Below are 12,163 nucleotides of genomic sequence, written 5' to 3' on the forward strand. Positions count from 1 at the left end.
GCCGGTGGCTGATCCGCTCCCCGACACCGGCGCCCTGCAGCTGCAGCTGCACCCGGAACCCTTCGATCCACTCGTCACGCTCGCCGCCTGGCAGCAGAGCCTGGCGGCCGGCGGCGCCGAGCCCGCTGCTGCCGAAGCCCATTTCATCGGCCGGGTGCGGGGCATCACGGCGGCAGGGGCGCCGCTGGAGGCCCTGGAGCTGGAGCACTACCCCGGCATGACGGAAGCGCAGATCGCCCGCCTCGCCGCCGACTGCGCCCAGCGCCATGGCCTGCGGGCGGTGCGTGTGGATCACCGCGTGGGGCGGGTGCTGCCAGGGGACACGATCGTGCTGGTGGCAGTGAGCGCCGACCGCCGCGGCCCGGCCCAGCGCGGCGGCCAGGAGCTGCTCGAAGCGCTCAAGCACGAGGCCCCCTTCTGGAAGCGGGAGTGGAGCGGCGGCGTGGGCACCTGGGTGTCCGGCAACACGGCCTACTGAGATAGGCGCTCAGAAGATCGGCAGGCGCAGCAGCTGGGCCCAAAGCACGCTGCCGGCCGCCAGCGTGCCCAGCTCGGCCGGGATCTCCAGCAGCAGGTCGGCGCCCTGGAGCGAACCGATGCGGGAGGAGGCCTGGCTGCCCTCCACCAGCGCCAGCAGCTCCCCCTCCGGGCCCACCTGCAGCCGGGCGCGGGCCAGCTCGGGGCGGCCGGCTCCACGCTTGAGCTCCGCGGCCAGCCGCACCTTCAGGCGCGGCAACGGCTGCACCGGCGCCCCCTCCAGCACCTGCAACGCCGGCACCAGCAGCTGCAGGGCGGTGATCGCCGCGGCCACCGGATTGCCGGGCAGCCCGAACAACGGCACGGTGCCGTCTGCGCCGAGCCGCTGCAGCTGCCCGAAGGCGAACGGGCGGCCGGGCTTGAGAAACAGCTTCCAGAAGCTCACCTGCCCCAGCTCCGCCAGCAGCGGCCGGATCCAGTCGCTGTCGCCCGCCGACACGCCCCCGGTGCTCACCACCACATCGCAGCTGGCGGCCAGCTCCAGCAGGACGGCGCGCAGGCGCTCGGGAGCATCGGCCACCACCCGCTGCTCGGCCACCTCCACCCCCAGGCGCGCCAGCAGTGCCGCCAGCAGGGTGCCGTTGCTCTCCCAGATCTGACCCGGCGCGCGCGGGCTGCCGGCCGGCACCAGCTCATCACCGCTGATCAGCAGCCCCAGCCGGGGCCGGCGCCGCAGCGCCAGGGTCGCCACACCGCAGCTGGCCAGCCGGCCCAGATCAGCGGGGCCCAGCCGCACCCCGGCGGCCAGCAGTTCCTGGCCGGGTGCGGCCTCTTCGGTGGCGGCGCGGATCCAGGGGTTGGGGCCCGCCTCTCGCACCAGGCTCAGGCGCTCGCCATCGGCCTCCACCAGCTCCTGGGGCAGCACCCGGCTGGCCCCCTCCGGCAGCGGCGCACCCGTGAGGATGCGGATCGCTTCCCCCTCCAGCAGCGGCGCGGCGTAGGGGGCGCCCGGCGCCGAGCGTCCCACCAGGCGCCAGGAGTGTCCCACCTGCGGGACACTGGCCGCGGCCAGGGCGTAGCCATCCATGATCGAGGCGCGGAAGCCCGGCACCGCTTCAGCCGCCAGCACCGGCACCGCACTCACCCGGCCCAGAGCCTGCGCCAGCGGCAGCGTCTCGCTGCCGGCCAGGGGCGTGAGCGCGGCCAGCACCTGGCGGCGGGCCTCCTCCAACGGCAGGCCTTCGCGGGGGTAGGGCTCAAGCGGGGCCGCGCTGCTGCTCATCGGGGGTGACGGCTCAGGAGGGCACGGCGTCGGGATGGCACCAGGCGCCGTGGCGTCCCCCCGTCTTGCTCAACAGCCGCACCGGGCCTATGGTCATGGCCGGATCAGCGGATTTGACCATGTCGTAAAGGGTGAGCAGGCCCACCTGCACGGCAGTGAGCGCCTCCATCTCCACGCCGGTGGGGCCGGTGGTGCGGGCGGCGGCCTCGACGCGCAGGCCGCGGCCATCGGCGCTGGGCTCGATGCGCACCTCCAGGCCGGTGAGTGCGATCGGGTGGCAGAGCGGGATCAGCTCCCAGGTGCGCTTGGCGCCCTGGATCGCCGCCACCCGCGCCACCGCCAGCACATCCCCCTTGGCGGCGCGACCTTCGAGCACCAGCGCCAGCACCGCCGGATCCATGGCGATGAAGCCCTCGGCCACGGCGCGGCGATCGCTGGCGGGACGGTCGCCCACCTCCACCATGTGCACCTCACCGCTGGCGTTGAGGTGGCTGAGCTGGGTCGGGGCCGCATCCATGGCGCCGATCATGGCGCCTCCGGGCGCCTATTTCGCGGGCTGGATCGGTGCCCAGGCCATGGTGGCGTTGAACTGGCGGCACCAGATCAGCACCGACTTCTGCTTGCTCAGATCGATCGAGGCGGGGATCACGTAGGTCTGGCCGCCCTTGCTGGCCTTGAGCGGCGCCAGCACCGTGTAGCTGCCGGGCTTGAGCGGGTAGGCAGGCGGCTTGCTGCCGGCCAGGGGGGTGGCCGAAGGGCTGAAGGCCACCTTGAGGTCGGGGGCCATGTCGTTGGTCTTGAAGTCCCTGCTGAGCATCAGCAGCCGCTTGCCACCCTCGTTCTTGATCACGAAGCCGCCGCTCACCGGTGCTTCGGCCTTGATGAAGGTGCCCCGTTGCTGCTGGGGCTCCATGGCCTGCGCCGCCAGCATGGTGGAGCCGCTGAGCACCAGCGCCGCGGCAGCGCGGCTGACGCTGGAAAGGGAAAACGTGATCACGGAACGTTCGAGGCCAAAGGGTGCGGAGGGGATACCGGTGACCGGCAGCGGCGGTTTGCCGGCCGCCGCTGGCCAACGCCGCTGGCCCCGCCCCATCCGATCCGGGAAGTCAGCGGTATCCCCACCATGCCGTTCCGATCCACCCTCACCGTGCCCGTGAGCCGCTCCGAAGCGGAGGCCGCCGCCACACCACCCCTGCCTGCCGGCAGCGGGCAGCACCAGGATCTGGCCGCCCTTTACGACAGCTGCGGCGCGCCGGTCTACCGGCTGGCGCTGCGCCTGTGCCGCTCCCCGCAGGAAGCCGAAGACCTCTGCCACGACGTGTTCGTGCGCTACTGGCAGCAGGGCCGCTATGACCCGAAGCGGGGCCCGGTGCTGGCCTACTTGCTGCTGATGACCCGTTCGATGGCGTTCAACCGCATCCAGCAGCGCCAGAACCGCTGGCAACTGGTGCAACGCTGGTCGTCCCAGCTGTTCCCGGCCGCCGTGCGCAACCCGCAGGACTGCGCCGAAGCCGACGACCTGGCCGGGCGGGTGCGCTCCGCCCTGGAGACGATCCCCGCCAACCAGCGCCAGGTACTGGAGATGGCCTATTACGAGGGCCTGAGCCAGTCGGCGATCGCCGAACGGCTGCAGTTGCCGCTCGGCACCGTGAAAACCCGCGCCCGGCAGGGGCTGATCCGCCTGCGGACGCTGCTGATCGATTTCCACCCCCAGCCATGAGCAGCGACCACCCGCTCAGCCACCACGACGCTGCAGGCGAACCACTCGACGTGGAGGCCCTGCTGGCCGGCCACGCGCTCGGCGACCTCGACGAAGCGGAGCGCGTCCAGCTGGCCAAACTCCTGCGCCAGCAACCTGCCCTGCGCCAGCGGCTCGATGAATTCAGCACCACCCTGGAGCTGCTGCCCCTGGCCCTGCCCGCCACCAGCACGCCGCCAGCTGCCCTGCGGCAGCGGCTGCTGGCGCGCCCGGCCACGCCACGTCTGCCCGGCCTGATCGCCGCCGCGCTCGGCCTCGGTCTGCTGGCGGTGGGCGTGCAGCTGCACCGCACCCAGACCCAACTGGCCCAGCTGCAGCAGCAACTAGCCAATGGTGCGCCGCTCAGCGCGGTCAGCCGGCAGATGCCGCTGCGGGCCATGGCGGGCGCGGGGGCCGCCAGCGGCACGGTGATCGTCACCGGCAACCCCAGCCACAACATGCTGCTGGTGGACGGGTTGCCGCCGCCGCCGCCTGATCACACCTACCGGCTGTGGGCCAAGGTGAACGGCCGCCTGGTGGGCTGTGTGCCCTTCGTGCCCGACGCCAGGGGCCATGTGGCGATGCCCATTCCCACCTCCCCCACCAGCCAGGCCAGCAGCGTGTCGGTCAGCGTCGAGCCGCTCGGTGGCCACGGCGCCAGGCCCGCAGGCCGTCAGGTGCTCGGCGACACGATCTGACCCCAGCCGCGCGATGTCCGCCCCGTCCCCCAGCCCCATCCAGCCCGCCCTGGCCGCCACCGCCTTCCCGGCGCTGCACCGCCAGGGGCTCGACACCCTGCAGGTGAACCTCACCTACCGCTGCAACCAGGCCTGCGTGCACTGCCATGTGAACGCCGGGCCCAGCCGCACCGAAAGCATGACGGTGGACACCCTGGCGCTGATCCCGCCGGTGCTGGCGGCCCGCGCCGTGCGTTGCCTCGATCTCACCGGCGGCGCACCGGAGCTGCACCCCCAGTTCCGGGACCTGGTGCGCCGCGCCCTTGCCCTGGGGGTGGAGGTGATCGACCGCTGCAACCTGACGATCCTGCAGGAGCCGGGCCAGGAGGATCTGGCCGCCTTTCTGGCCGCAGAGGGGGTCACGGTGGTGGCTTCGCTGCCTTGCTACCTGCAGGACAACGTGGAGCGCCAGCGGGGCTCCGGCGTGTTCCGGCGCAGCATCGACGGCCTGCGCCAGCTCAATGCCCTCGGCTACGGCCAGCCGGGCACGGGCCTGGAGCTGAACCTGGTGTTCAACCCTCAGGGACCGGTGCTGCCGCCGGAGCAGGAGCCGCTGGAGGCCGACTACCGGCGCGTGCTGGCGGCCGACCACGGCGTGGTGTTCAACCGCCTCTATGCCCTGGCGAACATGCCGGTGCAGCGGTTCGCGGCGGTGCTGAGCGCCCAGGGGCAGCTGGAGGGCTACCTGGAGCTGCTGCGCCGCAGCCACCGCGACGCCAACCTGGAGCAAGTGATGTGCCGCCAGTTGATCAGCGTCGACTGGCAGGGCCACCTCTACGACTGTGATTTCAACCAGCAGCTGGGCCTGACGCTCGCGGGTGGTCCTGCCGCCGCGGCGGATCCTGCCGGTCGCCCCCACCTGCGTGATCTGCTGCGGCGTGACCCCAGCGGCGACCCGATCCAGGTGGCCGACCACTGCTTCGGCTGCACCGCCGGCAGCGGCTCCAGCTGCGGCGGGGCGCTGGCGGCTTGACGCGGACTGCCGGCCAGGGCGGTCCCGGCCGCAGCACCTCCGGGCGCTGGCTGCTGATGCTGGCGCTGGCAGGGCTGGTGGCGCTGTTCTTCCTGTTCGACCTGCCCCGGCTGCTCAGCCTCGACGCCCTGCGCGAGGCCCACGCCGGCCTGCTGGCCTGGCGTCAGCGGGCCCCCATCAGCAGCGCCGTCCTCTATGTCCTCGCCTATGTGCTGATCACCGGGCTCTCCCTGCCGGGGGCCGCCGTGCTGACCCTGGCCGGAGGGGCGGTGTTCGGGCTGGGGCTCGGCACCCTGCTGGTGTCGTTCGCCTCCAGCGCCGGCGCCACGATCGCCTTCCTGCTGGCCCGCACCCTGCTGCGCCAGCCGGTGCAGCAGCGTTTCGGCGCGCGGCTGGCGCCGATCGAGGCGGGCCTGCGCCGCGACGGGGTGCTCTACCTGCTCAGCCTGCGGCTGGTGCCCGTGGTTCCCTTTGTGCTGGTGAACCTGGTGATGGGGCTCACGCCGCTGCCCGTCCGCACCTTTTACCTCGCCAGCCAGATCGGCATGCTGGCCGGCACCCTCGTCTACGTGAATGCCGGCACCCAGCTGGCGCAGCTGCGCGGCCTCGAGGGAATCCTCACGCCGCCGCTGCTGCTGTCGCTGGTGCTGCTGGGGGCCTTCCCCTGGCTGGCGCGGCTGGGGCTGGCAGGCTGGGAGCGCTGGAGGCTCTACCGCCCCTGGAGGCGTCCGGCCCGTTTCGATCGCAACCTGATCGTGATCGGCGCCGGCGCGGCGGGGTTGGTCACGGCTTACATCGCCGCCGCCGTGAAGGCGAAGGTGACCCTGATCGAGGCCGATCGCATGGGCGGCGACTGCCTCAACACCGGCTGCGTACCCAGCAAGGCCCTGATCGCCACGGCCCGCCAGGCGGCACGCATGCGCCGGGCGGATCGTTACGGCCTCACCCCCCACAACCCCAGCGTGTCGCTGCCGCTGGTGCTGGAGCGGGTGTTCGCCAAGGTGGCGGCGGTGGCCCCCCACGACAGCGCCGAACGCTACGAAGGGCTGGGGGTGGAGGTGCTGCGCGGCCATGGCCGCCTGATCGACCCCTGGACCGTGGCGATCCACCGGGCCGACGGCAGCGAGGAGCAACGGCTCACGGCGCCCGCGATCGTGCTGGCCACCGGCGCCCGCCCGGTGCTGCCGGATCTGCCGGGCGCCGACGCGGTGGGTCTGCTCACCAGCGAAACCCTCTGGCAGGCCCTGCGCGACTGTCCAGTGGCGTCGCCGCGCCTCGTGGTGATGGGGGGCGGACCGGTGGGTTGTGAACTGGCTCAGGCTCTGGCCCGCCTGGGCGCCCGGGTCACCCTGCTGCAGCGGGGCCCGCAGCTGCTCAGCCGCGAAGACCCCGACGCCGCCGCGCTGGTGCTCCAGGCCCTGGAAGCCGACGGGGTGGAGGTGCTCACCGGCTGCACGGTGCGGGGCTTCGAGCGGAGGCCGGCGGCGGCGGCACCGACGGCCCCAGGCTGCCCACAGGGACCTGACGGCGGGCAGCCTGACGGCGAACACAAGGTGGTGCTGATCAGCACCGGCCCTGCCGGGGCGCCCGTGCACAGCGAACGGCTGTGCGATGAGGTGCTTTGCGCTATCGGCCGGCAGGCGCGGCTGAGCGGCTACGGCTTGGAGGAGCTGGGCATTCCCACTGGCCGCACGATCGACACCAACGGCGCACTGCAGACCCTCTTCCCCAACATCTACGCCGCCGGCGATGTGGCCGGCCCCTGGCAGTTCACCCACACCGCCGCCCACCAGGCCTGGTACGCCAGTGTCAACGCCCTGTTCGCCCCGTTCCGCCGCTTTCAGGTCGATGGGAGGGTGATACCGCGCACCACCTTCACCGATCCGGAAGTGGCCGGGGTGGGGCTGAATGAAGCGGAGGCCGCCCGGCAGGGGGTGGCGGTGGAGATCACCCGCTTTCCGCTGCAGGAGCTGGATCGGGCGATCGTGGAAAGCGCCGAAACCGGCTTCGTGAAGGTGCTCACCCCGCCCGGCAGCGACAGGATCCTGGGGGTGACGATCGTGGCGGAGCAGGCCGGCGAACTGCTGGCGGAATTCGTGCTGGCGATGCGCTGGCGGCTCGGGCTCGGCCGCATCCTCTCCACCATCCACGCCTACCCCACCTTCTCGGAAGCCAGCAAGTACGCCGCCGGAGCCTGGAAACGGGCCCACGCCCCCCAGCGCACCCTGGCGCTGCTGCAACGCTTCCACAGCTGGCGCCGCGGCTAAGGGCTCCCATGGGAAGGTATGGGCACTGCCGCGCGTTGATGCCATGGGTTGGCCGCGCCCTTCCACCCGCTTCTGCGTCTTTCTCACCCTGCTGAACGACAGGCTGGGCGAAAGCATCGTGTTTCCGCTGCTGCCCTTTCTGCTGGCCAGCTTCACCAGCGATGGCCGCACGCTGGGGCTGCTGGCGGGCAGTTACGCCCTGGCCCAGTTCCTGTTCACGCCTCTGATCGGCGCCCTCAGCGACCGCTTCGGGCGGCGGCCCGTGATCGCCGGCTGTGTGGCCGGCTCGGTGCTCGGCCTGGGCGGCTTTGCGCTCACGCTGGCGGTGCCCTGGCCGGCGGGCAGTGCCTGGCCGCTGCCGCTGCTGTTCGTGGCGCGGCTGATCGATGGCGTGAGCGGCGGCACGGCCGCCACCGCCGGTGCCGTGCTGGCCGATATCAGCCCACCGGAGAAGCGGGCCAAGGCGTTCGGCCTGATCGGCGTGGCCTTCGGCGTGGGCTTCATGCTCGGCCCTGCCCTGGGGGGGCTGCTGGCGGAGATCAGCCTCACCCTGCCGTTGCTGGTGGCCGTGGCCGTGGCGGCGGTGAACCTGGTGCTGGTGCTCACCGCCCTGCCGGAAACCCATCCGCCGGAAGCACGCCAGGCGCTGCCGCGCAAGCGCGAACTCAACCCGCTCAGCCAGCTGGGCAAGGTGTTCAGCAACCCGCAGGTGCGGCGCCTGTGCCTGGCCTTCTTCCTGTTCTTCCTGGCGTTCAACGGCTTCACCGCCGTGCTGGTGCTCTATTTCAAGGAGATGTTCGGCTGGGGGCCGGGCCTGTCGGCCGCGGCCTTCCTGGTGGTGGGCGTGGTGGCCACGCTGGTGCAGGGGGGCCTGATCGGTCCGCTGGTGAAGCGGTTCGGCGAATGGCGGCTCACGATGGCGGGGCTGGGAATGGTGATCGCCGGCACGCTGCTGGTGCCGCTGGCCACCCCCGCCACCGCCCAGCCGCTGGTGTTCGTCGCGGTGGCGGTGCTGGCGGCGGGAACCGGTCTGGTCACCCCCAGCCTGCGCAGCCTGGTGTCGCGGCGGCTCGACAGCGGCGGCCAGGGCGCTGCCCTGGGCAGCCTGCAGGGCCTGCAGAGCCTGGGCAGCTTCATCGGCCCGCCGCTGGCGGGGGTGGCCTATGAACTGATCGGCGAAAAGAGCCCGTTCTGGTTGAGCATCGTGCTGCTGGCAGGCGTGGCGGTGCTGATCGCCTTTGGGTTACCCCAAGCCGGGGCGCAAAGGCAAGCAACCGCTGTACAGAAGTGATGCAGGTTGCTGGCTACCTTGGTGCCGGCACAGGTCCTGAGGGCAGTGGGTGATGCGTGAACCAGTGGTGGCCCCGGAGCTCTACATCAACCGGGAGCTGAGCTGGATCGCCTTCAACAGCCGGGTGCTGGCCCAGGCACTCGATCCCCGCACGCCGTTGCTCGAACAGGCGAAATTCAGCGCCATTTTCAGCAACAACCTCGATGAATTCTTCATGGTGAGGGTGGCCTCGCTGAAGTCGCAGCTGGAGGCGGGTGTGGACACCCTCAGCGACGACGGTCTCACCCCGAAGCAGCAGCTGCAGGCGATTCATGAGCGGCTGCGGCCGCTGCTGGAGCAGCAGCAGGCGCACTATCGCGGCCACATGAAGCGCAGCCTGGCGGAGCACGGCGTGCACCTGCTCGACTACCAGCGGCTCAACAAGGCCCAGAAACAGTGGGCCGACGACTACTTCAAGACGGCGATCTTTCCGGTGCTCACCCCGCTGGCTGTGGATCCGGCGCACCCGTTTCCGTTCATGAGCAACCTGAGCCTGAACGTGGCGGCGTTGATCCGCGATCCGGACACTGGCCAGCAGCAGTTCGCCCGGGTGAAGGTGCCGCAGAAGAACCTGCCGCGCTTCGTGGAAATCCCCACCGAGCTCAGCGGCCGCAACGCCAAGGACGTGGTGTATTGCGCCGTGCCGCTCGAGCAGGTGGTGGCCTTCAACCTGCAACTGCTGTTCCCCGGCATGACGATCGAGGGGCACTACTTCTTCCGCATCACCCGCGACGCTGACCTGGAACTCCGGGATCTGGAGGCGGACGATCTGATGGAGGCGCTGCAGGAAGGCTTGCGCAAGCGGCGGCGGGGCGGCGAGGTGGTGCGCCTGGAGGTGGCCGATGAGATGCCCGAGGAGGTGGTGGAGCAGCTGGTGGAAGCCACCGATGTGGAGCCGGAAGACCTCTACCGGATCAATGGCCCCCTGGGCCTCGACGACCTGATGAGCCTGCTGGCCATTCCCCTGCCCCAGCTCAAGGACAAACCGCACATCGGCCGCACCAACGCGGCCCTGGCACGCACCCAGAAGAGCCGCCTGGAAGATGGCTCACTCAAGGCCGAAGACTTCCAGAGCATCTTCGCGGTGCTGCGCCGCAACGACGTGCTGCTGCACCACCCCTACGACCTGTTCGCCACCTCGGTGGAGGAATTCATCAACCAGGCCGCCGATGACCCCTCGGTCATGGCGATCAAGATGACCCTCTACCGCACCTCCAAGAATTCACCGATCATTTCGGCGCTGATCCGGGCGGCCGAGAACGGCAAGCAGGTGATGGCGCTGGTGGAGCTGAAGGCTCGCTTCGACGAGGACAACAACATCCAGTGGGCCCGCCAGCTGGAGCGCTCCGGCGTGCATGTGGTGTACGGGGTGCTCGGCCTCAAGACCCACACCAAGATCATGCTGGTGGTGCGCAAGGAGAAGGAGCGGTTGCGCAGCTACGTGCACATCGGCACCGGCAACTACAACTCCAAAACCTCCAGCCTCTACACCGACATCGGCCTGCTCTCGGCGAACGAGGACCTGGGCAAAGATCTGGTGGAGTTGTTCAACTACCTCACCGGCTTCTCCAAGCAGCAGAGCTTCCGCCGCCTGCTGGTGGCGCCGGTCACGCTGCGCAAGGGCATGGAGGGGCTGATCCAGCGTGAGATCGACCATGCCCGCGCCGGCCTCGGCGGCTCGATCCGGGCAAAAATGAATTCGCTGGTGGATCCGCCGATCATCGCCCTGCTCTATGCGGCCTCCCAGGCCGGGGTCACTGTTGAGCTGGTGATCCGGGGCATGTGCAGCCTGCGGCCGGGCGTGCCCGGCGTGAGCGACAACATCAAGGTGGTGAGCGTGATCGGGCGCTTCCTGGAGCACTCCCGCCTGTTCCGCTTCGGCAATGGCGGCGAACCGGAAATGTATTTCGGCAGCGCCGACTGGATGCCCCGCAACCTGGATCGGCGGGTGGAAGCGGTGGCACCGATCAAGGATCCGGCCCAGCACCTAGTGCTAGATCGGCTGCTCGATACGTATCTCAATGACAATGTCGCCGCCTGGGACATGCAACCCGACGGCACCTTCATCCAACGGCAGGCGGAAGGGGAGGAGCATTGCGCCCAGCTGGATCTGATCAACGGCTGGCGCACTTCGCTGCAACCCGCAGCAAACGCCTGAGCCCGGATCAGGGTCTGCGCACAGCGGTGGCCGCTGCCCCTGGCGGGCGGCCGACACTCAACGTGGCGAAACGCAGGCCACCACAACAGCCACGCCGCACGCGAATAATTGAGAAACAAAGATGTGACGACTTATTTGTGGCGAAAGTAACCGATTCATTACCCTTTTATCGGTATGCCTCTGCTATGTTCCGGCCACAACTAGCAGGAGGCCGGGGTGATGGGGACACCTCCGCGATCCACATCTGCAGCTTCGGCTGCGGGCGGCGGCATCAAGCCACCGCCGCGGGTGGGTCAACAGCGGTCCAGTGGGCGTTTGAGCGTCGATTCGATCGGCTGGTATCTCAGCAACATCGGCCGTGTACCACTTCTTACGGCGGCTGAAGAGATTGAACTGGCGCATCACGTGCAGGGGATGAAACGCCTGCTCGAATTGCCTCCAGAGAGTCTCACCGTGCGGCAGCGGCACCAGATCCGCATGGGCACCCGTGCCCGCGACCGCATGATGGCCGCCAACCTGCGGCTGGTGGTGAGCGTCGCCAAGAAGTACCAGAACCAGGGCCTCGAGCTGCTCGATCTGGTGCAGGAAGGGGCGATCGGGCTGGAGCGCGCCGTCGACAAGTTCGATCCGGCCATGGGCTACAAGTTCTCCACCTACGCCTATTGGTGGATCCGCCAGGGCATGACCCGGGCGATCGACAACAGCGCCCGCACGATCCGGCTGCCGATCCACATCTCCGAGAAGCTCTCGAAGATGCGGCGCATCACCCGCGAGCTGTCGCACCGCTTCGGCCGCCAGCCCAACCGGCTGGAGCTGGCCCATGCCATGGGCATGGAGCCCCGCGAGCTGGAGGAGCTGATCGCCCAGAGCGCTCCCTGTGCCTCCCTCGACGCCCACGCCCGCGGCGAGGAAGACCGCAGCACCCTGGGTGAGCTGATCGCCGATCCGGCCAGCCACGAGCCCATGGACCACATGGACCGCAGCCTGCAGAAGGAGCACCTGGGCGCCTGGCTCTCCCAGCTCAATGAGCGGGAGCAGAAGATCCTCAAGCTGCGTTTCGGCCTGGAGGGCTCCGAGCCGCTCACGCTCGCCGAGATCGGCCGCGCGATCAATGTGTCGCGCGAACGGGTGCGCCAGCTGGAGGCCAAGGCGATCATGAAGCTGCGGCTGATGAGCAACTTCCAGCAGGCCGCCTGAGGCC

Annotated in this window: 11 protein-coding genes; 8 read left to right on the plus strand and 3 right to left on the minus strand. The window is 70.1% G+C overall.

Going from position 1 to position 12,163, the window contains the following annotated elements; translation table 11 throughout:
* Positions 1–4 precede the first annotated feature (4 nt).
* The gene (locus KQ303_RS02060) at positions 5–478 is read left to right on the plus strand and encodes a molybdenum cofactor biosynthesis protein MoaE (protein WP_259728952.1); all 474 of its coding nucleotides are present in this window, start codon (positions 5–7) and stop codon (positions 476–478) included.
* A 9-nt stretch (positions 479–487) separates the two neighbouring features.
* Here KQ303_RS02060 and glp read toward each other — a convergent pair whose 3' ends face one another.
* The 3 genes from glp to KQ303_RS02075 are packed head-to-tail and all read right to left on the minus strand — an operon-like array spanning position 488 to position 2,852.
* Positions 488–1,759 (minus strand): gephyrin-like molybdotransferase Glp, encoded by a 1,272-nt coding sequence (gene glp / locus KQ303_RS02065; RefSeq protein WP_259728953.1) that lies wholly within the window; start codon positions 1,757–1,759, stop codon positions 488–490.
* Positions 1,760–1,772: 13 nt separating this feature from the next.
* Positions 1,773–2,276 (minus strand): cyclic pyranopterin monophosphate synthase MoaC, encoded by a 504-nt coding sequence (gene moaC, locus KQ303_RS02070; protein ID WP_259728954.1) that lies wholly within the window; start codon positions 2,274–2,276, stop codon positions 1,773–1,775.
* A gap of 27 nt (positions 2,277–2,303) precedes the next feature.
* The gene (locus tag KQ303_RS02075) at positions 2,304–2,852 is read right to left on the minus strand and encodes a DM13 domain-containing protein (protein WP_259728955.1); all 549 of its coding nucleotides are present in this window, start codon (positions 2,850–2,852) and stop codon (positions 2,304–2,306) included.
* A gap of 30 nt (positions 2,853–2,882) precedes the next feature.
* Between KQ303_RS02075 and KQ303_RS02080 the strand changes: the two genes are divergently transcribed.
* The 7 genes from KQ303_RS02080 (at position 2,883) to KQ303_RS02110 (ending at position 12,159) form a co-directional block, all read left to right on the plus strand.
* A complete protein-coding gene (locus KQ303_RS02080; protein WP_255141487.1) occupies positions 2,883–3,479 on the plus strand; it encodes a sigma-70 family RNA polymerase sigma factor in 597 nt (198 codons plus the stop codon).
* Positions 3,476–4,195: an anti-sigma factor domain-containing protein gene (locus KQ303_RS02085; RefSeq protein WP_259728956.1), complete on the plus strand. Its 720-nt coding sequence runs from the start codon at positions 3,476–3,478 to the stop codon at positions 4,193–4,195. Before KQ303_RS02080 ends, KQ303_RS02085 begins: the two co-directional genes overlap by 4 nt.
* Before the next feature lie 13 nt (positions 4,196–4,208).
* On the plus strand, positions 4,209–5,207 hold the full coding sequence (gene arsS, locus KQ303_RS02090; protein WP_259728957.1) for an arsenosugar biosynthesis radical SAM (seleno)protein ArsS: 999 nt from the start codon (positions 4,209–4,211) through the stop codon (positions 5,205–5,207).
* Positions 5,204–7,474 carry an FAD-dependent oxidoreductase gene (locus KQ303_RS02095; protein ID WP_259728958.1) on the plus strand — a complete coding sequence of 757 codons (2,271 nt, stop codon included), beginning with the start codon at positions 5,204–5,206 and terminating at the stop codon, positions 7,472–7,474. Before arsS ends, KQ303_RS02095 begins: the two co-directional genes overlap by 4 nt.
* A gap of 43 nt (positions 7,475–7,517) precedes the next feature.
* Positions 7,518–8,765: an MFS transporter gene (locus KQ303_RS02100; RefSeq protein WP_255100421.1), complete on the plus strand. Its 1,248-nt coding sequence runs from the start codon at positions 7,518–7,520 to the stop codon at positions 8,763–8,765.
* Positions 8,766–8,817: 52 nt separating this feature from the next.
* Complete coding sequence (gene ppk1, locus KQ303_RS02105) at positions 8,818–10,962, plus strand: polyphosphate kinase 1 (RefSeq protein ID WP_259728959.1); 2,145 nt, start codon at positions 8,818–8,820, stop codon at positions 10,960–10,962.
* Positions 10,963–11,181: 219 nt separating this feature from the next.
* Positions 11,182–12,159, plus strand: a complete 978-nt coding sequence (locus KQ303_RS02110) for an RpoD/SigA family RNA polymerase sigma factor (RefSeq protein WP_094511236.1) — start codon at positions 11,182–11,184, stop codon at positions 12,157–12,159.
* The last annotated feature ends 4 nt before the right edge of the window (positions 12,160–12,163 follow it).

It is taken from the genome of Synechococcus sp. CS-1333 (assembly GCF_025128015.1).
In the GTDB taxonomy this organism is placed as follows: domain Bacteria; phylum Cyanobacteriota; class Cyanobacteriia; order PCC-6307; family Cyanobiaceae; genus MW101C3.

Coding starts and splice junctions, on each gene's coding strand:
- KQ303_RS02075 (WP_259728955.1), bottom strand. CDS start 2,852: ATGGGGCGGGGCCAGCGGCGTTGGCCAGCGGCGGCCGGCAAACCGCCG.
- KQ303_RS02085 (WP_259728956.1), top strand. CDS start 3,476: ATGAGCAGCGACCACCCGCTCAGCCACCACGACGCTGCAGGCGAACCA.
- KQ303_RS02080 (WP_255141487.1), top strand. CDS start 2,883: ATGCCGTTCCGATCCACCCTCACCGTGCCCGTGAGCCGCTCCGAAGCG.
- ppk1 (WP_259728959.1), top strand. CDS start 8,818: ATGCGTGAACCAGTGGTGGCCCCGGAGCTCTACATCAACCGGGAGCTG.
- arsS (WP_259728957.1), top strand. CDS start 4,209: ATGTCCGCCCCGTCCCCCAGCCCCATCCAGCCCGCCCTGGCCGCCACC.
- glp (WP_259728953.1), bottom strand. CDS start 1,759: ATGAGCAGCAGCGCGGCCCCGCTTGAGCCCTACCCCCGCGAAGGCCTG.
- KQ303_RS02100 (WP_255100421.1), top strand. CDS start 7,518: ATGGGTTGGCCGCGCCCTTCCACCCGCTTCTGCGTCTTTCTCACCCTG.
- KQ303_RS02110 (WP_094511236.1), top strand. CDS start 11,182: ATGGGGACACCTCCGCGATCCACATCTGCAGCTTCGGCTGCGGGCGGC.
- moaC (WP_259728954.1), bottom strand. CDS start 2,276: ATGGATGCGGCCCCGACCCAGCTCAGCCACCTCAACGCCAGCGGTGAG.